Annotated in this window: 22 protein-coding genes and 2 pseudogenes; 14 read left to right on the top strand and 10 right to left on the bottom strand. The window is 61.5% G+C overall.

Features of this window, described 5'->3' with window-relative positions; genetic code table 11:
- Nucleotides 1-9 precede the first annotated feature (9 nt).
- The 4 genes from BN1079_RS10795 to BN1079_RS10810 all read right to left on the bottom strand — a co-directional run bounded on the left by BN1079_RS10795 (nucleotide 10) and on the right by BN1079_RS10810 (nucleotide 3415).
- On the bottom strand, nucleotides 10-435 hold the full coding sequence (locus BN1079_RS10795; RefSeq protein WP_037024294.1) for an HPF/RaiA family ribosome-associated protein: 426 nt from the start codon (nucleotides 433-435) through the stop codon (nucleotides 10-12).
- A gap of 95 nt (nucleotides 436-530) precedes the next feature.
- Nucleotides 531-1115 (bottom strand): Sbal_3080 family lipoprotein, encoded by a 585-nt coding sequence (locus tag BN1079_RS10800; protein WP_037024295.1) that lies wholly within the window; start codon nucleotides 1113-1115, stop codon nucleotides 531-533.
- 58 nt (nucleotides 1116-1173) lie between these two features.
- Nucleotides 1174-2481, bottom strand: a complete 1308-nt coding sequence (locus BN1079_RS10805) for an NTP/NDP exchange transporter (protein WP_037024298.1) — start codon at nucleotides 2479-2481, stop codon at nucleotides 1174-1176.
- A gap of 19 nt (nucleotides 2482-2500) precedes the next feature.
- Nucleotides 2501-3415, bottom strand: a complete 915-nt coding sequence (locus tag BN1079_RS10810) for an aldo/keto reductase (RefSeq protein ID WP_037024301.1) — start codon at nucleotides 3413-3415, stop codon at nucleotides 2501-2503.
- 307 nt (nucleotides 3416-3722) lie between these two features.
- Between BN1079_RS10810 and BN1079_RS17895 the strand changes: the two genes are divergently transcribed.
- A complete protein-coding gene (locus tag BN1079_RS17895; RefSeq protein ID WP_269450525.1) occupies nucleotides 3723-3851 on the top strand; it encodes a hypothetical protein in 129 nt (42 codons plus the stop codon).
- Between the two features lie 19 nt (nucleotides 3852-3870).
- On the opposite strand, the gene BN1079_RS18005 is transcribed toward BN1079_RS17895, so the two are convergent.
- Entirely contained in the window at nucleotides 3871-4659 is a 789-nt protein-coding gene (locus BN1079_RS18005; RefSeq protein ID WP_414860262.1) for a methyl-accepting chemotaxis protein, read from the bottom strand.
- Between the two features lie 69 nt (nucleotides 4660-4728).
- Nucleotides 4729-5505: pseudogene (locus BN1079_RS18010) on the bottom strand (MCP four helix bundle domain-containing protein); the annotation flags it as partial.
- A 322-nt stretch (nucleotides 5506-5827) separates the two neighbouring features.
- Here BN1079_RS18010 and BN1079_RS18015 point away from each other — a divergent pair.
- A pseudogene (locus BN1079_RS18015) lies at nucleotides 5828-6982 on the top strand (FIST signal transduction protein); the annotation flags it as partial.
- Between the two features lie 372 nt (nucleotides 6983-7354).
- A complete protein-coding gene (locus tag BN1079_RS18020; RefSeq protein ID WP_414860263.1) occupies nucleotides 7355-7849 on the top strand; it encodes a methyl-accepting chemotaxis protein in 495 nt (164 codons plus the stop codon).
- A gap of 4 nt (nucleotides 7850-7853) precedes the next feature.
- Here BN1079_RS18020 and BN1079_RS10825 read toward each other — a convergent pair whose 3' ends face one another.
- Nucleotides 7854-9794 (bottom strand): RecQ family ATP-dependent DNA helicase, encoded by a 1941-nt coding sequence (locus BN1079_RS10825; RefSeq protein WP_037024307.1) that lies wholly within the window; start codon nucleotides 9792-9794, stop codon nucleotides 7854-7856.
- 287 nt (nucleotides 9795-10081) lie between these two features.
- On the opposite strand from BN1079_RS10825, the gene BN1079_RS10830 reads away from it, so the two are divergent.
- A complete protein-coding gene (locus BN1079_RS10830) occupies nucleotides 10082-10333 on the top strand; it encodes a DUF2790 domain-containing protein (protein ID WP_037024309.1) in 252 nt (83 codons plus the stop codon).
- A 150-nt stretch (nucleotides 10334-10483) separates the two neighbouring features.
- On the opposite strand, the gene BN1079_RS10835 is transcribed toward BN1079_RS10830, so the two are convergent.
- The 3 genes from BN1079_RS10835 to hslO all read right to left on the bottom strand — a co-directional run bounded on the left by BN1079_RS10835 (nucleotide 10484) and on the right by hslO (nucleotide 13886).
- Nucleotides 10484-11086: a nitroreductase family protein gene (locus tag BN1079_RS10835; protein ID WP_037024313.1), complete on the bottom strand. Its 603-nt coding sequence runs from the start codon at nucleotides 11084-11086 to the stop codon at nucleotides 10484-10486.
- A gap of 182 nt (nucleotides 11087-11268) precedes the next feature.
- Complete coding sequence (locus BN1079_RS10840; RefSeq protein ID WP_037024314.1) at nucleotides 11269-12810, bottom strand: phosphoenolpyruvate carboxykinase; 1542 nt, start codon at nucleotides 12808-12810, stop codon at nucleotides 11269-11271.
- Between the two features lie 188 nt (nucleotides 12811-12998).
- Nucleotides 12999-13886 (bottom strand): Hsp33 family molecular chaperone HslO, encoded by an 888-nt coding sequence (hslO, locus tag BN1079_RS10845; RefSeq protein WP_037024315.1) that lies wholly within the window; start codon nucleotides 13884-13886, stop codon nucleotides 12999-13001.
- Between the two features lie 282 nt (nucleotides 13887-14168).
- Here hslO and BN1079_RS10850 point away from each other — a divergent pair, with 282 nt between their 5' ends.
- The 10 genes from BN1079_RS10850 to BN1079_RS10895 are packed head-to-tail and all read left to right on the top strand — an operon-like array spanning nucleotide 14169 to nucleotide 25218.
- A complete protein-coding gene (locus tag BN1079_RS10850; protein ID WP_052114464.1) occupies nucleotides 14169-15557 on the top strand; it encodes a UDP-glucose dehydrogenase family protein in 1389 nt (462 codons plus the stop codon).
- Nucleotides 15554-16621 carry an NAD-dependent epimerase gene (locus BN1079_RS10855; RefSeq protein ID WP_037024316.1) on the top strand — a complete coding sequence of 356 codons (1068 nt, stop codon included), beginning with the start codon at nucleotides 15554-15556 and terminating at the stop codon, nucleotides 16619-16621. The genes BN1079_RS10850 and BN1079_RS10855 overlap by 4 nt, the downstream gene beginning before the upstream one ends.
- On the top strand, nucleotides 16618-17409 hold the full coding sequence (locus BN1079_RS10860; RefSeq protein ID WP_231850777.1) for a sugar transferase: 792 nt from the start codon (nucleotides 16618-16620) through the stop codon (nucleotides 17407-17409). The genes BN1079_RS10855 and BN1079_RS10860 overlap by 4 nt, the downstream gene beginning before the upstream one ends.
- Nucleotides 17409-18056: a CpsD/CapB family tyrosine-protein kinase gene (locus BN1079_RS10865; RefSeq protein ID WP_037024317.1), complete on the top strand. Its 648-nt coding sequence runs from the start codon at nucleotides 17409-17411 to the stop codon at nucleotides 18054-18056. Before BN1079_RS10860 ends, BN1079_RS10865 begins: the two co-directional genes overlap by 1 nt.
- A gap of 10 nt (nucleotides 18057-18066) precedes the next feature.
- Nucleotides 18067-19068: a polysaccharide biosynthesis/export family protein gene (locus tag BN1079_RS10870; RefSeq protein WP_037026799.1), complete on the top strand. Its 1002-nt coding sequence runs from the start codon at nucleotides 18067-18069 to the stop codon at nucleotides 19066-19068.
- Between the two features lie 14 nt (nucleotides 19069-19082).
- Nucleotides 19083-20675, top strand: a complete 1593-nt coding sequence (locus BN1079_RS10875; protein ID WP_037024318.1) for a GumC family protein — start codon at nucleotides 19083-19085, stop codon at nucleotides 20673-20675.
- Nucleotides 20648-21757 (top strand): glycosyltransferase family 4 protein, encoded by a 1110-nt coding sequence (locus tag BN1079_RS10880; RefSeq protein ID WP_052114465.1) that lies wholly within the window; start codon nucleotides 20648-20650, stop codon nucleotides 21755-21757. Before BN1079_RS10875 ends, BN1079_RS10880 begins: the two co-directional genes overlap by 28 nt.
- Nucleotides 21754-23127 (top strand): O-antigen ligase family protein, encoded by a 1374-nt coding sequence (locus BN1079_RS10885; protein WP_037024319.1) that lies wholly within the window; start codon nucleotides 21754-21756, stop codon nucleotides 23125-23127. The genes BN1079_RS10880 and BN1079_RS10885 overlap by 4 nt, the downstream gene beginning before the upstream one ends.
- Nucleotides 23124-24089 carry a glycosyltransferase family 2 protein gene (locus tag BN1079_RS10890; RefSeq protein ID WP_037024320.1) on the top strand — a complete coding sequence of 322 codons (966 nt, stop codon included), beginning with the start codon at nucleotides 23124-23126 and terminating at the stop codon, nucleotides 24087-24089. Before BN1079_RS10885 ends, BN1079_RS10890 begins: the two co-directional genes overlap by 4 nt.
- Nucleotides 24082-25218 carry a glycosyltransferase gene (locus tag BN1079_RS10895; protein ID WP_037024322.1) on the top strand — a complete coding sequence of 379 codons (1137 nt, stop codon included), beginning with the start codon at nucleotides 24082-24084 and terminating at the stop codon, nucleotides 25216-25218. The genes BN1079_RS10890 and BN1079_RS10895 overlap by 8 nt, the downstream gene beginning before the upstream one ends.
- Nucleotide 25219: the final 1 nt, after the last annotated feature.

Raw genomic sequence — 25219 nt, forward strand, 5'->3', positions numbered from 1 at the left:
GCGCCCTATCTATTCCTTGCCACGCTCCTCCTGCTTGGCGAGAAACTCTTCCTGCAGCAAAGCATCGGTGACTTGCTGCGGCTCCTGTTCCAACAGCGGATCATCGAGCTGGCCGGTGGGGACCACTTTCGTATCGAGCTTGCCCATCAAGTGGCCAAGGGCGTTGTGCATTTTCTCGGCTGCACCGTCCACCGCCAGCTCCAGCGACTCGGCTTTATGCGTGACCGATAGCGGCTGGTGGCCTTTGGGTCGCGCCTCGATCTGGCAGCGTTTGTCTGCAGCTCCAGCCTTCTGCGCGTTTTCGTCACCAACGTGAACTTCCACGCGCGTCAGGAGATCATCAAAACGCTCCAGCCGGTCCTCTACCGCCGCGCTCACCCATTCATGAAGCCCGACACTGCCTTCGATATGGTTGCTTCGTACCTGGATCTGCATGATCGCTCTCACCTCTAGTCGTGATGGGTCTCAGGATTCGAGGACGAGAACGGCACCCGGGTTCAGAACGATCGGACGGGCTACCTGCACACCCTTTAGTCAGCCATCAGTTCACGGTAACGCCGCTGATAGTCCTCGTAGGAGAGGTTCTCATTCATCAAGCGCTCGATTTGTTGCTGCCGGTACGCCTCTTTGCTCAGCGGCGTCAGACCCTCAGCCACCTGCGGCACGCGACGGCCGATATCAGCTGCACCGCGGGGAAACAGCTGATGGGTCAGCTCGGCAATCTTCTGCTCGGCACTGATGAACTTGTCCAGACGTCCGCCTCCCCAGCGCGCATCGTACTCGGCATGGCCGACCTGACGACCCTTTTCGTAGACCCGGATATCGGCGTACTTCATATACAGCGCCAGATCCCAGCCCCAGTTGCCGATAAAGGTGGTGGAGAGCGCACAGCGACTGGGGCTGCTGCCTGGCGTCATCAGGCGTGTTCTGAAGCCTTTTTCAGCCAGCGATGCCTGATAGGCGGTGGTGAAGCCGGCGCGCAGATTCGGTGCCGGGATCATGCAGATCTCCGGTGCCAGTTCGGCGGACAGCGTGGCAGGGGTGACGGTCTGCTTGATGCTGCAGCCACTGATGGCAAAGACTGAAACAAGCATGAACAGCGATACGGCGCGCATGGCAACCTCCTTGTCGAAAGCGGAGCAAGCAGTTTGCCATCACCACAAGCGCAGGTCTTCACCGATTCGCCGCGATCGGCTCCTGCCCACGCCGGTCCACCCGTCCGCCTAGATACCAGCCCATTGCGGCCCAGATCGCCGCACAACCGGCACCTACCAAGGCGACCAGCAGGGTGCCTTGAGCAAGCATGTCCAACAGCGCCTTGGCCCAGCCGCTGAGGGCGTCGCCGCCACGATAGACCACCGTGTCGATAAAATTCTTCGCCTTGTATTTGCTCTCCGCATCCAGCGGGGCGAAGAGCATTTCGCGGCCCGGTCGGACGAAGGCGTATTCGCCGACACGCCGCACGATCATCACCGCCGCCAGCATGGCGAAGGTGGGCGTCAGGGCCAGACCGATAAAGCCCAGGCATACCAACGCCGGCACTGCCGCCAGCAAAACCCGGACACCAAGACGCTGGGCGATACGGCCGGTAATGAAGAGTTGCGACAGCAGGGCGCCGGCCTGAACCACGAAGTCGATGACCCCGAAGACCCGTACCTGCTCGGAACGATCAGGAAACAGCCCGGCAACCAGCCGTGCCTGTTCAAAGTAGAGAAAGGTGCTGGCGCTGGTCAGCAGCAATACGAACGCCGCGATCCCCAGCAGATAACCGGACCCCAGCACTCGCGTGAGCCCGCTGAACGGATTGCCCGCCACCGGCCGGCGAGGACTTTCTGCCCGCTCAGCACCGGCCCGCCCGGCGCCGCCCACTTCCCGCCACGCCATCAGGTAATGCTTGAGCGCCACGGCCAGGGCCAGCAGCAGCGCCGCCAACAGCACCAGCCCGAACTCCCCCAGCGCTCCCACCAGCAACGTGCTGAGGGCCGGGCCAACCAGGCCGCCGACGCTGGCACCCGCTGCGATAAAGGCAAAAAGCCGCTTGGCTTGGGGCGCATCGAATACGTCGGCCATCAGACTCCAGGCCACTGACACCACGAACAGGTTGTAGACCGAGATCCACACGTAGAACACCCGCGCCAGCCAGACACTGTCATCCAAAAGGAAGAACAGCACGCCGAACGCCAGCAGGTTGAGGCAGAAGAACCCGTACACCCAATCTATGTAATGGATACGCGCTACGCGCGAGTTGAGCCAGGCGAACAGCGGCACCGCCACCAGCATCGCGAAGAAGGTGGCGGTGAACAGCCATTGCAGATTGTCCACGCCACCCTGGATGCCCATCGACTCGCGGATCGGGCGCAGCATGAAGTAACCACTGAACAGGCAGAAGAACAGCCCGAAGCCGGCCAGCGCGGCGCGGGATTCACCGGGCTGCGCATTGATCAACCGCGCCAGTCGCGACGTGACCGCAGACGAACGCATGGCTAGCGCTCAGCCACGCTCAAGCGAAGGCATCGACGATCAACTGGCGTTGTCGTGCGTCCGGCAGACGACCCTGCCCAGCCAGCAGATTGTCAGCCATGTAGCGTGGCGTGGAAGTGGCCGGAATGACCGTCGTGACCGCCGGCTCGGCAAGAATGAACTTGAGCGCCAATTGCGCCCAGGAGGTGGCGTCGATCTCGGCAGCCCAGTCAGGCAGCGGTTTGCCTCTAACTCGCCCGAGCAGGTTGCCGCGGGTGAAGGGACGATTGATAAGGGTGGCGATGCCATTCTCCGCACAGTACGGCAGCAGGCGCTTCTCCGCATTGCGCTCCCCCACCGAGTAATTGAACTGGACGAAATCCACCGGATGCTCCTTGAGCACATCGAGCAGCCGATCATGGGCCGATTCCACATAGTGGGTCACGCCGATATAGCGGATGCGCCCCTCTTCTTTCAGCTCACGCAACAGGCCAAGCTGGGTACTGGTGTCCTGCAGGTTATGCACCTGAATCAGGTCGATGGTGCCGGTCTGCAATGCCCTGAAGCTGGCTTCGAGTTGCGCCAGCCCGCGCTCACGGCCGGTGGAGGAGACCTTGCTGGCCAAAAACACCTGCTCACGCACAGCCTCCCGCGCAACCAGCTCGCCGCTGGCCGCTTCGGCATTGCCATAGCTCGGTGCGGTATCTATGAGTTTTGCGCCTCCCTCGATGAATATTCGCAGCACCTCCAGCAGCTCATCCATCTGCGGGTCATCCAGGCTGACATCATGGGTACGCGAAGTGCCCAACCCGATCACCGGAAGCATCTCGCCCGAGGAGGGAATGCGGCGCTGGCGCAAGGGCTCCGCCCAGGCCAGGGACGGCAGAAGCGGCCCCAGGGCGGTGAGCGCGGCGATGACGGCGGAGCGGTGCAGCAATTGACGGCGCGTCTGCATGGATGAGTTCTCCAGATCAGGGCATGACTTGGTGTTTGAGTATGGTCGACATCACCAAAGCCATCGCCGCGCTGAAGCAACGAAGCCCGCCCTTTTGTTTCAGATTGCTGCGGCGCGCCGGCAACTCTGTGACCGACCGGTCACGAAATGCTGGCAAAAGGCCCTCACTTGATATTTACTTCGCCGCGCAATCGTCAGACATAGCGAAGCGACATCGAGACATGCCCGGCCCTATCCATAAGCCACAAAACCCGAGCCTGGCCGACTCCGCGACTGCCACATCGCCGGATAAGCACTCACGGCGGCAGTGCGTCTGATCGCTTGCGGATACGCGCTGGGATTGCTGCTGACGTTCATCCTCAGCCTGCTCCTGCTGCCGCCTGACGTCGGCGTGGGCAAGCTGTTGTGGTGTTCGCTGGGCGCCTTTTCCGGCTGAGGAACTCGGCGCCCGTAGCTCAGACGCGAAAACGTCCTACCAGCTCCGCCAGGCGCTGCGACAGGCCGGAGAGATCCTGGCTGGCGCGCATGCTCTGTGCGGAATTCGACGAGGCCTCGTCGGACAGGTCGCGAATATCGTTGATATTGCGGGCGATCTCCTCGGTCACGCTGCTCTGCTCTTCACAGGCTGTGGCGATCTGCGCAGCCATGTCATTGATGCGCCTGACGGCCTGCGTGGTATCGCTCAGCGCCTGATCCACACCCGTCGCGCGCTCGACGCTGTCGCGGGCCTTGCCGCTGCCTGCATGCATTGCCTGAACCGCGCGACTGACACCCTCCTGCAGGCGCTCGATGCGAAGCTGAATATCCTTGGTCGATTCCTGGGTCCGCGCGGCCAGCGCCCGGACCTCATCGGCGACTACGGCAAAACCGCGCCCCTGTTCGCCCGCTCGCGCGGCCTCGATGGCCGCATTCAGCGCCAGCAGGTTGGTCTGCTCGGCGATACCGCGGATGACCTCCATTACGCTGCCGATGCTTGAGGCTTCTTCAGCCAGGGCTTCAATGCTCTGCGAGGTGCCTTCGACTTCCTGGGCCAGCTGGCGGATGGACAAGATGGTGTCGCTTACCACTCGCGCGCTCTCGCTGGCCTCCTCCTCGGCTTTACGCGCTGCCTCCGAGGCGCTCTGCGCATTGCGCGCCACCTCATGCACGGCGGCGCTCATCTCGGTGGCCGCGGTACTGACCTGATCGACAGCCGCATGTTCGCCGCTGATCAGCTGGTCATTGGCTGTGGCCATGCTGGACATCCCGCGTGCTGCGGCCTCCACTTCGGCGGTCACCTTTCCGACCTCGGCAATCAGCGGCTGCAGCTTGTCGAGAAAGCCATTGAAGGCACGCCCCAACTGACCCAATTCGTCGGCCGAGCGGACGTCCACCCGGGCACGCAAGTCGCCGTCGCCTTCGGCGATCTGCTCGACGCGCTGGAGCAGCCTACGCATCGGGCTCAGCACCACCAGCGGCATTCCCAGAACCAGCAAAATACAGCCGAACAGGCCTACCAGCACCAGCGTGCCCTGCTGCGTAGCCACTGTCATGCCTTCAGCTATTGCCGATTCCCCGACGCTGCGTGCGGCCTGATCTTCCAGGTCCCCCAGTTTGTCGATGGCCTCACGCATGACCTCGAAGCGCTCCTCGCTGGCGCCAAAGCTCAAGGTACTGGCAGCCTGCGGATCGCTATCGACCAGTTGGACGACGCGCTGCGAAATCTGCCGCCATTGCTCGAAGCCCTGATTGAATTGCTCGACCAGCGCCAGCGCCTCGGCACCCGGTTTCATCTGGGCGTATTGCTGTACGCGTTCCTGGGCCTGCTGCAGGTTTTCCGCATGGCTCTTGCGCAGCGTCTGGGCATGCTCCCCGACTTCATCACCGAGCAAGCTGCGTTCGGCAATGAATGCCTGATACAGGTCGCGATCGGCGTTCAGCAGCAGACTGATCGCCGGCAGATAACGCGTGGCGAGATTGCCGCTGGAAGCAGCCACCTGATCGATGCCACGCATACCCAGCCAGCCCATCAATATCAGCAGCAGCGCCAGGAAGCTGATTGGCAGGGTAATTTTCCAGCGGAATCCGAGATCGGCGAACAAACGGAACATGGCATCACTCCTTGAAGGGGTTTCCTGGCCATCGACAGACGCCCGTGCACCAGGAGGCACTGTCGAGTCAGCGTGCGGCACAGGGCCGCAGCAAGCAGAGTGGCATAGCGGCCAATGCCAACTTTTGAGCGATATCAATCAGCCACCATGATTTCCCCCTACTTAAGTACGAGCACCATGGTGGCATAGCCAGATTTGCCAGCCGGCCGGTAGCCTGAACCGCACAAATCAGGCGCCAGACGGTACTGCAGAGAAGCCGCGCGATGCCGAAAAAGCTCCTCGCCGCTGGCGGCGGTCCCCTACGATCTGCGCGAGTACACCCATGTTTTCGTTCTCCCGATTCAAGCCGGGCAACAAGCAGGCCGATGGCGTGCTGAGCCTGCTCGGCAGCGCTTCGCAGCTTGCACAGCAGCTGGCCGCGCTACGCTTCGACCCCACCTACATCGCCGGTTTCGTTTCGCCGCATGTGGATATCGACGCCGTGGCCCGACAGCTCACCCAGCGCTTTCCTCAGGCGGTGATCAGCCTGTGCACCACCTCGGGGGAGCTGTCCAGCGACAACCAGCGCCTGTACTGCGCCACCGGCTCGCACTGGGACCGCGTCGTGCTGCAGCTTTTCGACGCCAGCGTGATCGCGGCTGCGGAGATCGTCCGCGTACCGCTGGAATGCGAAGACATCCGTGGCGCCGGCCCGCGCATGAGCATGGCCCAGCGCATTGCCAGCCTGACCGCCTCGATCAAGCAACTGCAGGTATCGATGAAGATCGACTACCGCGACACCCTGGCCAATATCCTCTTCGACGGGCTATCGGCCTCGGAATCGTTCTTCATGGAAGCGCTGTACGAGTCCGGGCGCTTTCCCTGCCTGTTCGTCGGCGGCTCAGCCGGCGGCACGCTGGATTTTCAGAAGACCCAACTGCATGACGGCAAGCGTGCCTACCAGAACCATGCGCTGATCGTTTTTCTCAAATGCGCACGCAACGTCCGTTTCGGGGTGTTCAAGAGCCAGAACTTCGAGCCCACGCCGCTCAGCCTGAGCGTACTCAGCGCCTCGCTCGAAGACCGCTACATCAGCCAGGTGGTCGATGCTCGCGGCAATATCCGCAGCATGGTCGCGGCGCTCTGCGAGGCGCTCAGCTGCGCACCGCAGGATCTGGAAAAACGCCTGGCCGACTACTCCTTCGCGATCAAGGTGGGCGAAGAGGTGTTCGTCCGCTCCATCTCGCGGATCGACTTTGCCAACGAGCGCGTGCACCTGTTCTGCGACGTAGCGCCTGGCGAGGAGCTGGTCATGGTCAAGCGCACGCCGCTGGCCGAGGCCACACGCCGCGACTACGAACGCTTCCTGCGGAACAAGCCGGGCAAGCCGCTGGTGGGCATTCTCAACGACTGCATCCTGCGCCGGCTCAACAACGAGCAGGCACTGGGCAGCATGGATCCGGTGTTCGACGATGTGCCGGTGGCCGGCTTTTCCACCTTCGGCGAGATCCTCGGCCTGAACCTCAACCAGACGCTGACAGCCGTGTTTTTCTTTCGCACCGCCGAGAGCGCCGAATTCCACGACGAGTACACCGACAACTTCATCGCCTACCACGGCGAGTTCAAGGCGTTCTTCCTGCGGCGGCAGATCAAGAAGCTCACCGGTCTGAGCCAGGTGGTGGTCAAGCAGATCGACCAGTTCAAGCGCCAGGACTACAGCAGCGCAGTGGACGTCAACGGCCTCGATGAGCATATCCGCCCGGTATTCACGGGCCTGGCCGACCTTGGCCAGGTGCTGTCGCAAGCCGACTACGAGCGCCAGAGCATCGCCGGGCAGCTGAATCAGTGCGCCACCGAACTGCACAGCTCGATGGACGATCTGAGCCTGAATATCAGTCGCCAGGGCCAGGTCATCGAGCAGGCTGCCAGCTCGGTCAAGCAGATGGTTCAGCAGGCCGACGAGGTCGTCGGCAGCGCCCGCGACTTGGCGCAATCGAGCCAGCGTATTCAGTCGGTGGTACAGACCATCCAGCAGATTGCCGGGCAGACCAACCTGCTGGCGCTGAACGCCGCCATCGAAGCCGCACGTGCCGGGGAAATGGGTCGTGGCTTCGCCGTGGTCGCCGATGAAGTGCGCAAGCTGGCGGAAATCACCGGCAAAAATGCCGAGGAAATCAGTACCGATATCGAGCGTCTGGCCAGTGAGATCCGTGCCGTGGCGCAGCATATCGAGGTGCAATCAACCGATGTCGGCTCGCTCACCGGCCTGCTCGATGCGCTGGAGGTCTCCAGCGAGCGTACCGCCGACACCTCCCATCAGACCAAGGGAGTGGCCGACAGGCTGATTGGACTGACCGCCCACTGATGGCTCAGGTGCGTGGCGCCAGACTCGCAACCTGCTCACGCACCTCGGCATAGGGATAGGCTTCCAAGGAGGCAAAACCGGGGATGCCTCGCGCCTTGAGTCGGGTAAACAGCGGCACGCTGATGCCACAGAGGAAGCGCACCAGGCACTCGGTGCCGGGCTCGTCGCCGGCCAGTTGCCGGTAACGCTGGCTGAACTCGGCGCAGCGCGCAGCGATATCGACTGTTTCCAGTGGCGGCAACGGTGGCGGCACTGGCAGTCGTGCGACCTGCCCTTGGCAAACCGAGCAACGCTCGCACTGGCGAGGCGCCTGATGATCGCCAAAGTATTCGGCCAGGCGCCAGCTAAGGCACTCGCTCGACTCAAACAGCGCGAGCATGTTGTCGATGCGCGTGATTTCGCTACTCTCGTGCTGCTTGAAGTAGGCATGCAACTCTTCACTCAGCGCTTGTGCATCGAAGCCTGAGTCCAGCAGCGCATACACCTCGGTCATCTGCTTGCTCTCAAGCTCGATCCAGCCCTGCTCCTGGAAGTACTCCAAGGCCTTGACCACCCGTGCCCGCTCGGCGCCGTACTGCTGGTAGAGCGCGTCAAAATCCGGGGTGCACCAGGTCCGAGCCCGTGCCGAGGTCTGCACGATGGCCTCGACGAACTGCCGCCGCTCGCCCTCGAAACGCGAAATCAGTTCTTCAGGTTCGCTGAGATACTTGAAGCGATATTCGGCGAAATAGGCAAAGCGCGGTGCGATGATGCCCTTCAGTTCAAGCTGCACCAGCAGGGTTTTCAGCGGCAGCTGGCGGATGTTGCTCTGCTCGGAAAGGCGGTTGAGCATCAGCTCCCACTGGCCGTCCGAACCAACACTGGCCAACTCGTCGAGGACCAGGCGGATGCCGGCGCGCTCGGGTGTGTCGCCATAAACGAAGTTCTGCAGCACGTTGAGGCTGTCGCGGTTGGCCAGCACCAGGCAGTCGGAGGGCTGACCATCACGCCCGGCGCGGCCGATTTCCTGGCTGTAGTTCTCGATCGACTTGGGCAGGTCGTAGTGCACCACGTTGCGAATGTCGGCCTTGTCAATGCCCATGCCAAAGGCAATCGTGGCGACGATGCAATTAAGCTCGCCTTCCATAAAGCGCTGCTGGATGGCCTCGCGCAGCTCATGGGCCATGCCCGCATGGTAGGCGCTTGCCGGGATGCCATTGCGCGCCAGGTGCTCGGTGACCTGCTCGGCAGTCTTCTGCTGGGTGACATAGACAATGCTCGGCTGATCGGCCTTGGCCGCCAGCCATTCCACCAGCCGGCGCTGCTTGCGGTCACCCGCGACCGGCTCGACCAGCAGATTGAGATTGGATCGGTAAAAACCGGTGGTGACCACGTCCTCGGCAGCAATGGCGAACTTGGCCTGCATGTCGGCGATCACCGGCGGCGTTGCCGTGGCGGTCAGCAGCAGGACCTGAGGAATATTGAACTGGCGCTGATAGTCGGGAAGCTTGAGGTAGTCCGGGCGGAAATTGTGCCCCCACTCGGAAATGCAGTGCGCCTCATCCACCACCAGCAAGGAAATCGGCACTTGGCTGATAAAATTGCGAAAGCGCTCATTCTTCAGGCGCTCCACGGAAATCATCAGGATCTTCAGCTCGCCGGACCTGGCACGCGCCATGGTCGCACTGACCTGCTCGCGCCCCTGGGCCGAATCGATGCTGGCTGCGGCAATACCGTGCCGGTGCAGAAAGGCCAGCTGATCCTGCATCAGCGCCAGCAGTGGCGAGACCACCAGCGTCAGGTGCGGCAGATGCAATGCAGGCAACTGATAACACAGTGATTTGCCGGAGCCGGTCGGGAAGATCGCCGCCACCGAACGCCCGGCCACCACGGCGCCGACCACCTGCTCCTGACCGGGGCGGAAGCCGTCATAACCAAATGTCCGGGCTAGGGTTTGTTCGATCATCGAGAGCTACTCCTGACAAAGGTCCAGAGGGTAGCAAAAGGCGGGCAACGCCATGGCGAAGCGACCCGCAGCAATGGCCGACACGCATGTGGATGGCATTGACCGAGAACGCATGCAAGCGAGGCGGCCAGACATTTTGCTCAATCACGAGGATTGGAATCGACAATTATCGTTAGCAAGCTTACTAAATCATCATTACCTGGCTCCTGGAACGTGACAAGCGAAGCCTGATCGGGTGATGCGGCGCGCCGACAGGAGGAACTCTAACCAGAAAAGGATGCCCTGCCATGCGTACTGCCTTTGCATTTGCTACCGCACTTTTGCTTTCCGCTACCTCCCTCGCTCATGCCGGCAACTCCGACGCCGAGGTTTACACCTACGGCACCGAGCTGGATATCGCCTCGGTCCTGTCAATCAAGCTCGAGCCGACGCCATTCTGCAGAGTTACCAATGCGGTAATGACCTATCGGGACTCTACGGATCAGGTCCGCAAGCTCTCGTATCGGACACTTTCAGAAAGCTGCAAGACCGAGAATTGAAGCCGAACACCTTGCTAACGGCTGGACTGGCCGACCAGCTGATAAGAGAGGCGTTACCGGGCCGGATAAAACTACGAGGCAGCTTTCTCGCCGCCTCGTGACCCTAGCCCCTCTTACCATCAGCCATATATCCAGCGCATCAGACGCCGATCAGAACCGGTCGCGAATGACCACTTCCTCGAACGGCAGCTTGCCTACGCGCGGCTTGGGATCGGCGGCGCGCTTGCCCACCGCCACCATCAGCGCAATCACGTGGTTGTCCGGCAGGTTGATCAATTTGCCCACCGCTTCGAAATCGAAGCCGTCCATCGGGCAGGAATCCAGGCCCTTGCCACGCGCCGCCAGCATCAGCGTCTGGGCCATCAATCCGCAGCTGCGCATGGTTTCATCACGCTGGACCTGCGGCTTATCGCGGTAGTAGTTGTCGATAGCACCGGCCATCAGGTCCTGCACCTCGGGCGGCGTGCCTTCCCAGACGCGACGGGCATTCTTTTCCCAGCTGTCCACCTGGGCGCAAAACACGACCAGCATCGAGGCATCGGTCATCTGAGCCTGGTTCCAGCCCACCTCGCGAATCTGTGCGCGCAGCGCCGGATCAGCCACTTCAACCATGCGCACGTGCTGCAGGTTGAAGGCCGAAGGAGCCAACAGCGCAGTGCGCAGCAGCTCATCCTTCTCTTCCTGGCTGAGCTTGAAACTGCTGTCGTAGACCTTTACCGCGCGGCGGCTCTGAATGGCTTCTTCGATATGCATAAGATGAACTCCGCTGAGTTGAACAAGAGCGCCATGCTAAGCCCGCGTATCGATCCGATCCATGGGTCTTTGCTGATGGAAACTATCGACACGCTCGATCTATCGCCGGCAGGCCGTTAAAACCACTTAAATGTCGGCCACAAAAAAGCCGCCCGAAGGCGGCTTTCTTTAGAACATCACGCTTAAAGCTGCGGACCTGCAGCCTTGATGGCGTCGGACACATCGAACTTCTTGAAGTTTTCGATGAATTTCTCCGCCAGCTGCCTGGCTGCTTCGTCGTAGGCGCTGGAGTCAGCCCAAGTGTTGCGCGGGTTGAGCAGCTGAGTTTCTACGCCGGGCACCGCAGTCGGCACATCAAGGTTGATGATCGGCAGGTGCTCGGTTTGTGCGCCAACCAGCGCACCGCTCTGGATCGCCGCGATCACCGCACGGGTGGTCGGAATGCTGAAGCGCTTGCCGACGCCATAGCCGCCGCCGGTCCAGCCGGTGTTGACCAGGTAGACCTTGGAGCCAAACGCCTGGATACGCTTGATCAGCAGCTCGGCGTACACGCCGGCCGGACGCGGGAAAAACGGCGCACCGAAGCAGGTGGAGAAGGTCGACTTGATGCCGCTGCCCGAACCCATCTCGGTGGAACCGACAAGCGCGGTGTAGCCGGACAGGAAGTGGTAGGCCGCCTGCTCGTTGTTGAGGATCGATACCGGCGGCAATACGCCAGTCAGGTCGCAGGTCAGGAAGATCACCGCGTTAGGCTCGCCGCCGAGGTTCTTCTCGGAACGCTTCTCGACGTGCTCCAGCGGATAGGCGGCGCGGCTGTTCTGGGTCAGGCTGCCATCGGCGTAGTCCGGTACCTTGTTCTCGTCGAGAACGACGTTCTCCAGCACGCTGCCGAACTTGATCGCCTTCCAGATGACCGGCTCGTTCTTTTCCGACAGATCGATGCACTTGGCGTAGCAGCCGCCTTCGATGTTGAACACCACGCCGGTGCCCCAACCGTGCTCGTCATCGCCGATCAGGTAGCGCGACTCGTCGGCGGACAGGGTGGTCTTGCCGGTGCCGGACAGGCCGAAGAACAATGTCACGTCGCCTTCTTCGCCGATGTTGGCAGCGCAGTGCATCGGCAGCACGTCGGCTTCGGGCAGCAGGTAGTTCTGCACCGAGAACATCGCCTTCTTCATTTCCCCGGCGTAACGCATGCCGGCGATCAGCACCTTCTTCTGCGCGAAGTTGATGATCACGCAGCCATCGGAGTTGGTGCCATCGCGCTCAGGGGAGCACTCGAAGTTGGCGACGTTAAGCACCTGCCACTCGTCCTTGCCAGCCGGGTTGTACTGCTCGGGGTTGATGAACAGCTGACGGCCAAACAGATTCTGCCAGGCCGTGGCGGTGGTCATCTTCACCGGCAGGTAGTGGGCTTCGGAGGAGCCTACATGGACGTGGGAAACGAAATGATCCTGGGCCTGATTGAAGGTCTCAACGCGGTCCCAGAGGGCATCGAACTTGTCTGCAGGAAACGGACGGTTGATCGGCCCCCAGGCGATGTTGGCCTGACTGCTTGGCTCTTCGACAATGAAGCGGTCGACAGGAGAACGGCCGGTACGGTGCCCAGTCTTGACGACGAGCGCGCCATTGGCGGCCAGCTCGCCCTCGCCGCGCTGGATGGCTTGTTCAACGAGTTGGGCTGCGCTGATGTCGGTGTACACGGCGTTAGTGGCTTGCGTCATGGGTTTCCCGTCGGCTCTGGGCCGATTCCTCCTTGCTTTTGTAGCCCAACTATCAGTGGACTACACCGAAAAAAGTGGGCGCGATTATATACAGAAAAGGCGCGGTGCAGGGTATGAGCGTGTGATGGCAAAAAGGTTCAGAGCCACTGAATCTGTTGCCGTTTCGCCGCAAACCGCGGTCGCAGAGCCTAATGCCGGGTGCCGGAGGGCCCTTCGACGCCCGCACCCGCGAACAACTGAGCAATGTCCGCTGCATCGAAGCGATAGCTGTGGTTACAGAACTGACAGTCGATGGTGATCGCATCACCCTGCTCGCGCAATAACTGTTCGGCATCTGCCTGGCCCAGGCTGATCACCGCCTTGGCCGAGCGCTCGCGTGAGCAACTGCAGCGGAAGGTGATCGGGCGCGGCTCGAACAGGCGTACCGGCTCCTCGTGATAGAGCCGATGCAGGACGGTCTCGGCATCCAGGCCCAACAGTTCCTCGGCCAGCAACGTATCGGCCAGGGTACGCAGGTGTTGCCAGCTGGCCTCTCGCTCCTCGCTGTCGCGGATACGGTCGGCGGGCAATTGCTGCAGCAGCAGGCCACAGGCACGCCGGCCATCGGCGTTGAGCCAGAAGCGCGTTGGCAACTGTTCGGATGAGGCGAAGTAGTTGGAAAGGCTTTCTGCCAAAGTGGCGCCATCCAGCGCCACGATGCCCTGGTAGCGCTGGCCATTGGCCGGGTCGACAGTCATCGCCAGCATCCCCTCGGGCATCAGCTCAGCAAAGCTAGCCCCGGGGGTCAGCTGATCGGCGTCATAACGCGCGATGCCGCGCACTTCGCGATTACTGGAGCACTCGACCATCAGCAGCGGCACCGGCCCGTTGGAACGCGCCTGCAGCACCATCAAGCCATCGAACTTCAGGGTACCAACCAGCAATGCTGCCGCAGCCAGCAACTCGCCCAGCAACTGGGCAACCGGCTCCGGGTACTCGTGCTTGGCCAGCACTTCGGCATAACTGCGCTCGAGGCCGGCCCATTCGCCACGCACGTCGGTGTCATCGAAAAGGAAACGCTGGGTCTGGTCGGTCATGCCGGGCTCGTACTCAAAAGGGATAACTACGGCAGCATTCTAGGGGTAAGTAGGCGCACCTCCAAGGGTAGGAACCAACGCCGCGCTATCCACCAGCAGGGCCGTATAAAGGCTGCCGCCATTGCCATTTTCCTGACGAGCACGCGAATTTCGTCAAAAAAAAAGCGCCATTAATTGACCCTCAGACATCTGACCCTTCCGAAAAATTCATCATCAAGGCTTTTGGCCACTGATATCGTTGTGATGTCAATCATCCTTACGCGATAGTGATAGGTGCACCACATGGAAGTGAGCGTCTTTGGTTCAGGCTACGTTGGCTTGGTACAAGCTGCAGTCCTTGCAGATGTGGGCCACCAAGTCATATGCGTGGACGTCGACCCGCAAAAAATTGCTCAACTGCAACGCGGAATACCCCCGATTCACGAGCCGGGCTTGAGCGCCATGCTCGAGGAGAACCTCAAGGCAAAGCGCCTTCACTTCACCTCTCAGGCAAGCGATGCCGTTGCCCATGGCAAGCTGATCTTTATCGCCGTAGGTACACCACCGAACGAGGACGGTTCTGCTGATCTTCAGCACGTGCTGAATGTCGCCCGCCAGATCGCCAGCCTGATGGAGCAAGACTGCACGCTCGTAATCAAGTCCACAGTACCGGTCGGCACGGCTGACAAGGTGCGAGCAGAAGTCGGCGCAACCCTTGAGATACGCGGCAAGACGCAGCTGAACGCCTGGGTCGTATCAAATCCGGAGTTTCTAAAGGAAGGCAGTGCCATTGCCGACTGCACCCGGCCGGATCGCATCATCGTCGGCACCCAGGACGCAGCCGCGCAAGCGCAAATGGCGGAGCTTTACGCACCGTTCAATCGCAATCATGAACGCACCCTGTACATGGACAACCGTAGCGCCGAGCTGGTCAAGTACGCCGCCAACGCCATGTTGGCTACCCGCATCAGTTTCATGAACGAGCTGGCCAATCTGGCAGAACGCCTGGGCGTGGACATTGAGGCGGTGCGCAAAGGGATCGGCTCGGACCCCAGGATCGGATACCACTTCATTTATCCGGGCTGCGGCTTCGGCGGGTCCTGTTTCCCAAAGGATCTGAATGCCCTGATCCATACCGCTGAAGTAAATGGCCTCGACCCGCGCCTGCTGAAAACGGTCGTGCGGATCAACGAAGACCAAAGGCAGGTACTGCTACGCAAAATCAAAGAGCAATTTCCTGAAGGACTGGCCGACAAGTCCATCGCCATCTGGGGTCTGGCATTCAAGCCCAATACCGACGATATGCGCGAAGCACCGAGCCGCTATCTCATGGAAGCACTCTGGGCAGAAGGTGCTCGAGTGCGAGCCTTCGATCCGGAAGCCATGACGGAATGTCGTCGTATCTACGGCTACCGGAACGACCTGGAGCTGTGCGCGACCCGAGACGACACCCTGCAGGATGCAGACGCTCTGGTTATCTGCACCGAGTGGAAGACGTTTCGGGTGGTTGACCTCGACGAGTTGGGAAGAAAGCTGCGAACGCGCGTTGTCATCGACGGGCGCAACCTGTTCAACCCGCAGCACATGGCAAACGCAGGGCTACATTACTTCGGCATCGGCATCCCACACATTCCCCCCGCAAGCGCGTCGCAGCCAGAGCCCCAGCACGCCCACATCATGGTGCCGGCATGAAAACGCTGGTTACCGGAGCGGCCGGATTCATTGGCGCCCATACCACCTTGCGCCTGTTACAAGAGGGTCACGAGGTTGTCGGGCTGGATAACTTCAATGACTACTACGACCCGCAGCTCAAAGAAGCGCGGGTGCGGTGGGTGCGTGAAACGGCTGGCGACTTCCCTCTGTACCGTATCGACCTGGAAGACGAGTACGGACTCGAGCAGCTTTTCGCCGCGCACCGTCCTGAAGCGGTCATCAACCTGGCGGCCCAGGCAGGTGTGCGCTATTCGCTGGACAATCCCCGCGCCTATTTGAACAGCAACTTGGCGGGTTTTCTGAATCTCCTGGAAGCCTGCCGCCGTCATCCGGTAAAGCACCTGATCTTTGCCTCTTCCAGTTCGGTATACGGCGCCAACCACTGCACGCCTTATGCCGAGCAGCACAACACCGATCATCCGCTATCGCTGTATGCCGCCAGCAAGAAAGCCAATGAGCTGATGGCGCATAGCTACAGCCACCTGTTTGGCATTCCTGCAACCGGTCTGCGCTTCTTCACGGTATACGGCCCCTGGGGTCGACCGGACATGTCGCCCATGCTGTTTGCCAATGCCATCAGCTCCGGCCAGCCGCTTAAGCTGTTCAACCACGGCGAGCATCAACGGGACTTCACCTACATTGACGACATCGTCGAGGGCCTGGTGCGTCTGCTTCCGCAACCGCCCGAAGCCGATCAGCACTGGGATCGGGAACAGCCGAACCCGTCGACCAGCATGGCTCCGTGGCGGCTTTACAACATCGGCGGCAGCCGCCCAGTGCATCTACGCAGCTATGTGGAAATGCTGGCAGGCCTACTGGGCCAACAAGCCGAGCTGCAACTGCTGCCCTTGCAGCCTGGCGACGTCATCAACACCTGCGCCTCCTCCAGCGCCCTGGAACAGGCGATCGGCTTCGCGCCCTGCACGTCTTTGGAACAAGGCCTGGCACGCTTCGTCGAGTGGTTCCGGAATTATTACCTGATCAACCTACCGCTGCCCGGCGAATCGAGCCGCTCGGCCGCAGCTCCAGAGGGGGTGGCATGATGGAGACATCCGTCGAAGGATTGGCGGAAGAACTGGCAGAAGAACTGGCGTTTGACCCGGGCGTCACGCAAGAGCTGCCAGCCGGAGAGAAGCGACGCGATCCCGCGCTGCGTTTAAAAATAGAAGAGGCCATCTTGCTCCAGCAGAGCGGTTGGCTGCTCGGACGCCCCGGAGGGACCCCGTGGAGCCTTTCGCGTACCAAGCGGTGGATCGAAGCTCTGTGCGCGACCCTGGCGCTGCTACTGCTCTCACCCTTGCTGTTGGTGGTCGCCATCAGCATCAAGATAAGCAGCCAAGGGCCGGTTTTCTTTATCCAACAGCGCACGGGCTATCGGGGTCGCCGCTTTGGCATGTTCAAGTTCCGGACGATGGTGGTAAACGCTGAAGAGCTGAAAGAAAGCCTGCGCCACCTGAACAAGCACGGCTCCGACTCCGTGGACTTCAAGATCGACCGCGACCCTCGCGTAACAGCCATAGGGCGATGGCTAAGGCGTACCAGCCTCGATGAACTGCCCAACTTGCTAAACGTGGTGCGTGGCGACATGCGCCTGGTCGGCCCGCGACCGACCTCCTTCGACGCGAATCGCTACCACAACCATCACCTTGCCCGGCTCAGCATTTACCCGGGCATTACCGGCCTCTGGCAGATATCCGGTCGCAGCAATATCGACTTCGACGACCGGGTCGCTCTGGATGTGGCCTACATCAGCCAGCAAAGCCCCTGGCTGGATCTGAAGATACTTCTAAAAACCCCTTTCAAGGTCGTCAGCGGCCATGGAGCAAGCTAATGGACGGTTCACTTCCAGCCATCCGTTTGGACGTCGCCACACCCAGCGAGAGCAACCTCGCCTCTACTGTGCTCGACCAGGAGCGACAAGTGCTGCTGCTAACCGCGGCCAATAATGGCTGCGGCGTGACGACCAGCGCGATCGCCATGGCCCAGCAGCTGACGGCCGCCTGTAGCGGACAAGTGCTGCTGATCGACGCAAGCCTTTCACCCAACAGCCTTACCTGCCAGTTGGGCATGCAAGAGCAGCTGGGCTTTCTGGATCTGGTGGCTGATGGCAGCTCGACGTCGCTGGACACCTGCCTCGTCGAGCTACCAGCGAACTCATTCCACCTGCTCCCGCTGGGGCAGCGCAGGAACGACGGCCGCAGGCTGTCAGCGGAGCAGCTGCGCCAGCTCCTTTCGCAGCTTCGTGATCGCTACCGGTTCGTGGTGATCGACGGCGAAGCCGTATATGCCGGCGGCGATACGCTGACCATCGGCTCGCTGGTCGACGGCGTGATCCTCGTGGTACGGGCCGAAGAAACGCGCTGGGAAGTCGCCCAAGCCGCTACGCAGCGACTCGCACAAGCGGGTGCCAACTTGATGGGAAGCGTGCTCAACGCACGCAAGTACTACATGCCCAAATGGGTCTACGATCAACTTTGAGCGCGCCATGATGAATCTCAAACCGATCCCCCTGCTTCTGGCGCTGGCCGGCTGTACCAGCCCCGCGGTGCAACATATCCCTGCTGAAATAACGACGGCTGCCCCTGCCGACGCGCTGCGTACCGAGGTGTTCGCGGTAGAGAAGACACTGCGTCCGCAGGATGTGCTGGACGTGATCTTCTATATCGACCATACGAGCCCGAAGGCCTACCGGATCCAGCCTGGTGATCAGGTTGAGATCAACTTCCTGACCGCGCCGGAGCTCAGCGGCACCAAGCTGGTCATGCCCGACGGCACCATCGAGCTGCCTTATACCGGCACCCTGGCGATTGCGGGCATGACGGCCTTGCAGGCCCAGGACAAAGTCATCAACAGCTACAGGACAATTCTCAAACGCCCTGTGGTTTCTCTTTCGGTGCCTCGTCCGCTCACCGCGGAGGAAAACCTGCGTTTGACGCTGAACCACCCGTCTACCGGGCTGAGCCGGGAAATCGTCGTCGGCGCCGACGGCCACGCCAGGTTCCCGCTTATCGGCTCGGTCGCCCTCCAGGGCATGACCCTCACGCAGCTCAACGCCACGCTTAACGAACGCTATGCGGCGCATACCGCCAATGTGCAGGTAGACGCGCTGCTCAAGAGCACCGCCGCCAACGAAATCTTCGTACTCGGGGAGGTGACCCAGCCGGGCGTCTATCCGATCCGGCGGCCGGTCTCGGTGCTCGAAGCCCTGACCATGGCCCACGGAGCCAATCCGCTGGCTCGCCTGGATTCGGTTGTGATCATGCGACGCAAGGGCGACCAGGTGGAGGCGCGCTTGTACGACGTGGGCGACGCGCTCAACGCCTCGGCCGACACATTCGCCTATCTCCAGCCGGACGACCTGCTTTACGTGCCCAAGACCAAGCTTGCACGGGCAGGTGAAATCAGCCGACAGCTCGCCGATGTTCTGCTGTTCAACGGAGTCGGGTTCGGCTTTTCGTATCGGGTCGACAGTAAGGAAGACAACAATTGAACAGATTGCAGGTCATGTCGCCGAAAGAAAATTATTTGCATGAGTTTCTGCGAATTTTCTTTGCCAACCGCCAGTTGATCAAACGGGTTTTCCTGGTGTTCGCCCTGATCACATTAGCCATGCCGTTATTGCTCAAGCAGAGCTTCGACATCACCGCAGAAGTGCTGGTGCAATCGAAGAAACTGCCCCAGAGCGACGTCAATACTGCGCTCAGCCAGGAGACGGATAAGTTCCTGCCGCCGTCGCTGGCTGACATGGAAACGGAGAGCAACATCCTCCGCTCACCCTCGCTGATGCGCGAAACCATTGGCCAACTGCATGAGGAAGGCGTCTACAGCCCGAGCCAGGGAGTCTTCCATACGCTCGTACTTGAGCCGCTGCGCGCCTATGTTGCCAATCCGCTGCGTGAACATGTGATCAACCCGTTGCGTAGCGCGTTGGGGCTTGAGGTCGACCCCGTGCGCGACGGCACCATCGACGCCTTGACGGAGCAGGCCAGCGCCGCACTGACGGTAGAGACCTTACCCGGATCCAATGTGATCTCGGTGAGCTACAGCTCCGTCGATCCAGAGCTGGGTACGCGGTTGGTCAACCGCCTTCTGGAGAACTACCTGAAAAGCCGGCAGAACCTGCAATCCAGCGATCTGCCTGAATCCTTCTTCGAGCAGAAGAAGAGCCAATATCAGGAGCGCATCGGCGAACTCGAAGAACGTCGGCGGGACCTGCTCGAAAGCATTGGCGCGTCTGACCCCAAGGAAGAGATCACCTTCCGCCTGAATGCGATCAACACCGAGGAGCAAGCGCTGAATCTGTACCGAGACCGCTTGCTGGAAAGCCAGCGCTGGCTCGACTACCTGACTACCAACCTTACAGCCGCCCGCGAGGCGAGCTTCAAAGACGCCACATTCCCCTTCACCTTCACCCACACGGTGGACAATGCCGCCTACGAAGACCGTGAAATCAAGCAGCTCGGCGAGAAGCTGATCGAACTGATCGGCAGCTACGGCAATGCAACGGCCTCGTTCCAGGAAGACAGCCTGCCGGTACAGCAGCAGCGTGAGCGGATTGCTCGCACCCGTGGGCAGTTCCTCAAGGTCGTGGAAAATCGCATTCTCGAACGCAACAGTGAGCTCACCACGTTGCAACAGGTGATCGCGCAAAAGACCGAGCGCATTGACCAATACAAGGCCCGCGTTCGCGACCTGCAGAATGTTCAGGCGCAACTCCGCCTGTTCGACACGGAGATCGATGCGCTGCATAAGGCGTTCTTCACTTACACCCAGCGCTACGAAGAGAGCCGCTCTCAAGGATTGCTCGACGGCAGCGCATCCAACGCCCGGGTCCTGAGCTGGCCTTACGAACCGAGCGAGCCGTCCTTTCCCAAGCCAATGCTGATCGTGCCGCTCGGCCTGCTGACCGGATTGTTGCTGGCCGTAGCGCTCGGCTATCTGCGTGAGTTCTTCGATCATCGCTTCAAGCATCCGGCGCAGTTGACCGAGCACCTCGGCTTGCCTGTGTTGATGGTCATCAACGAGAAGCAAGCTGCACAGGCGCCCGCACCGCAAGCCTGGACCTGGCCATGGATCTGGCACTGGATACGTCAGTGAACCAGCTTGAGCGAGCAGCGTCCCTGCCGATCATTCACCTGATCAGCAGCGGAGGTTTCTACGGAGCGGAGCGCATGCTGCTGGATCACTGCCTGGTTACGCCCGGGCGGCACCAGGTGGTCTTTCTTGATGCGCCGGCGGCGCTGGTGGAGCGCTTTCGTCTGGCCGGAGTTGACAGCATCGTATGCCAGAGCCTGGCGACGCTGCTGCGGCATGTACGTGGTCGCCGCTCCGAAAGGCCGCTGATCAATACGCATAACTTCAAGGGGATGATCTACGGCTGGACTGCCGCCGCGCTGTTCAGGCTGCCGTTGGTGACCACTCAGCACGGCTTCACTCCGCGCAGTCGCAAGCAGCGTTTCTATATGTGGGTGAGCATCCAGCTGTGCCGTTTATGGCAGGTTCGCCAGATAGTCTGCGTGGCTACCAGCATCGAGCGCATCCTTCGCGCAGCAGGCATTCGGCAAGACAAGCTCAAGGTCATTCCCAATGGGCTGCCGGATTCGGCCCCGCCACTGACCGGCGCGCCTGCCAGTGCGCCACTGATTGGCTACGTGGGTAGGCTAAGCGCGGAAAAAGGCCCCGATCTGTTTCTCGATGCGCTGATTCCGCTGTGCCAACGCCACCAGGACTGGCAGGGCGTTTTGCTGGGCGATGGCGAAGAACGTGCAAGCCTGCAGGCGCGCATTGACGCTGCCGGACTGACCGAGCGCATCCGCTTGCCAGGCTATCAGCAGAACATGCCTGACTGGCTGGCGCAGCTGACGGTGCTGGCGATCAGCTCGCGAACCGAAGGCACCCCGATGATCCTGCTTGAGGCCATGCAGGCTGGAACGCCGGTGGCCGCGTTCGCAGTAGGGGGGGTACCGGACATACTCAGCCACGGGCATGACGGGTTGCTGGCGACACCCGGCGATAGCGCATCACTGGCCGAGCAGATCGAACGCCTGGTGAATGAACCCGACCTTGCCGAGCGTCTCGCTGCACAAGCACGATCGACGCAACGCAGCCGCTACCACCTTCCCGTGCTCGCCGAGCGCTGGGCACAGCTGTACCACCAGACCCGAGGATTGCCAGGATGATTGCGACCGCAACCGTCGGCGGCGTGCTGGTGCTGCTGTGCCTGGGATTACTTGCCAGCCCATGGCCATTTCTTGCGCCCTTGGCGGTATTCGGGCTGGCGGGGCTGGCCGCACTCTACCGCCGCCCGGCCTGGGGCCTGCTGGGCATTGCCGCTCTGTTACCGTTCGAGGGGCTGTTCAAGGGCAGCGAATTCACCGGCGCGAAGCTGCTGGGTGTTTCGATGATAGGCATCCTTGCCCTGCAGTTACTGCTGCGGCAACTGCCTGACCAGCGCCTGCGCAACAACCTGTGGCGGCCGCTGTCGCTGTTCATGCTCGCCTATCTGATCAGCCTGATGTTCAGTGAGCACTACGAACTCTCATTGGGGCACTTGCGCGAACTGGCCGTCGGCCTGGCAGTGTTCTTCATCACCGTCCTGGTTGCGGCGGAGCTGAACCTGAAGATGCTCTGCAGAGTGGTCTCGCTGAGCGTGGCTGCGACCTGTGCGATGGCATTGGCATCAGCCAAGCATCAGGTTGGCGGCCGGGCAGTCGGTCTGCTCGAGGATGCCAACTACTTCGCGCTGTTGATCGCCCTTGCCGCACCGATGTCTGCCTGGCTCGCCCTGCGCGCCAACAGCCTGCCGGCTCGATTGGGCTGGCTGGCGGTTACCCTGCTATTGCTGGCGGGAATGACCAAGACCGATTCCCGCTCCGGGCTGGTGGTGCTGGTCGGCTGTTTACTGATTGGGCTCTGGCATCATCGCGCCAGGCTGCGTCAGATTCGCTCGCGCCATCTGGGCTTCGTTCTGCTGGGGGCAGCCATTTTCATACCCCTAGGTCTGGCGTCGTTACCGGCCGATTACGTAGCGCGCATCAAATCGCTTGTGGAACTCAAGTCCGGCATCAATGCCCATCAGGATGCGTCCCTCGGGCGTCGTGCCTCGTACCTGGTGGTCGGTAGCCAGATGATCCGCGACAACCCGCTGGCCGGCAGCGGTCCGGGCACCTTCCCAGTGCACTATGCCGCGACCGGCTTTGCCAAGGCGTTCTCCGAGCAGGCTGGCACAACCGACCTCTACCGCCGCGCCCACAACACCTATCTGGAGCTGTTCAGCGAAATTGGGATTCCCGGCGGCTTGCTGTTTTGCGCGCTGATCCTGTTCGGGCTTCGCAACTTCGAGCGGGCCCGGCAGGCCTCCCTCGCCAGCGGAGATACCGAGCGAGCCGACCTGGCCACGCACCTGGGATTGAGCTTCCTGGCAATGGCGCTGTTTCTCATGTTCCTCAGCGCACCCAACCACAAGTACCTGTGGATATTGCTGGGCCTATCGGGATACCTGCGGCTCGACGCTGAAGCCCGTGCAACACGCTTGAGTCAGACACAATGAACGGAATCAGCATCGTCATTCCGATGTTCGACGAAGCTCGGCACATCACCCGGACGCTCGGCGCGGCGCGGGCCGCTGCCGACGCCGCCGGGCTGGAATGCGAACTTATCGTGGTCGATAACGGCTCGCGCGACGAAGGTCCGGCGCTTGCCGAGGCGGCCGGGGCTCGCGTGCTGCACCATCCCGGATTGCCCATCGGCGCGCTACGCAACCGCGGCGCGGCAGCGGCCCGGCATGCCTGGCTGGCCTTTCTCGATGCTGACATCGAAGTACCGCTCGACTGGCTGCAACAGTGGCAATTGTGCAACGAACGCGGCGATGTCGGCGTGTTTGCCTTGGCCCTCGATACACCATCGCAAGCGCCTTGGTATGCCCGTGCCTGGCAACGCCGCAGCCTGCCTGCCGTCGCCGCGCAACCTTCGAGCTGGCTGCCAAGCGCCAATCTGTGCCTGACTCGCGAGGCCTTCGAGGCGGTCGGCGGTTTCGACGAACAACTGCGTACCGGGGAAGACAAGGATCTGGGGCTGCGCCTGCACCGCTTGGGCGCAAGCCAGCTGATGCTGAGGTCGCCCCGCGTGCTGCACTGGGGCTACGAACAGTGCTGGGCTGAATGGTTCGGCAAGGAGCTCTGGCGTCAGGGCAGCCACCTACAGCTTATGCGCACCCAAGGTCACGGGAACTGGCGGCTATTGCGCTTTCCCCTGCTCGCATTGGCTAACTGGCTACCAACCTTGCTGGCGCTATCGGCTGGCGCCCTCGGGCAGTTCCCGCTGGCCTTGATGGCCGCGCTGCTCAGCACGGCGCCGGCACTCTTGCTCAGTCTTCGCCAGAGCGCCCGGCAACTCGACGGAGTTCTCACCGTGCAGCTGTGGTTTCTGCACTGGTTGCGCCTGCACATTGCCGGCGGAGCCTTCCTGCTCAGCTTGTTCAAATGGACCGCCAGGAGACCTGCCCGTGGCTGATTCCGTGTTCTGGCTATGCCTGCTATTACCGACCTACGCGTATCTTGGCTACCCGCTCACGCTGGCTGTGCTAGCAGCCTGCACCCGAGCCAAGCCCCTTGCCGAAGGCGAGCCGCTGTCTGTCAGCGTGATCATCGCCGCACACAATGAGGCGGCACACATCGAACACAAGCTGCGAACGCTGCTGGCACAGGACTACCAGGCCACTCGCCTGGAGATCATCGTCGCCAGCGACGGCTCAAGCGATGAGACCGTCGCTCGTGCGAGCGCACTGCAGGACCCACGTATCCGCGTACTGGATCTTCCACGCGGCGGTAAGGCCGCCGCGCTGAATGCCGCCGTCGCGTTGGCCGACGGCGACGTGTTGGTATTCACCGATGCCGACAATCAATGGAACGCGCAGACGCTGGGGCGGTTGCTGGCGCCTCTGGCAGACCCGGACGTAGGCTGCGTTGGCGGGCATATGATCATTCCCGATCCGGGCCATGCGCTAAGCCTGGGCGATAGTCTCTACCGTCACTACGAAGCCTGGCTGCGCCGCGCCGAGAACCGCACCGGATGCGTGGTATCCACCGATGGCGCGCTGCTCGCCCTGCGACGCGAGCTGTTCCAGGCAGTCCCGGCGCATGTCAACGACGACTTCTTTCTCAGCACCTGCGCCCCAGTAGCTGGAAAACGTATCGTCTTTGCCGAGGATGCGATCGTGCACGATCAGGGCGTGGACGAGGTGGACAAGCAGTTCCGCCGCCGACTGCGTGTTACGGTCGGCGGGCTGCAGAGCCTGGCTTGCCGTCGCGGACTGATAAATCCGTTACGTCACGGGTTTTACGCCGTGGCCCTTATCAGCCATAAGCTGATACGTCGGCTGGCGCCTGTCCTGTTGGTACCGCTGCTGATCAGCAGCTTCTGGCTACAGGACGCCGGCACGTTTTATCAGCTGTTCCTGATTGCACAACTGGCTGGTTATGCAGTCGGCCTGATAGGCCTGCTAGACACCCGAGGCATCCTGCCCAGGCCATTCCGCCTGGCGGCCTTCCTCCTGGTGACACTGGCCGGGATGTGCGGTGGTCTCTGGCAGTTTCTGCGAGGACACAGCTATCAGCAATGGAATCCTCAGCAGAATCGTTAAG

Origin of the sequence: Pseudomonas saudiphocaensis, assembly GCF_000756775.1 — a bacterium.
Taxonomy (GTDB): domain Bacteria; phylum Pseudomonadota; class Gammaproteobacteria; order Pseudomonadales; family Pseudomonadaceae; genus Stutzerimonas; species Stutzerimonas saudiphocaensis.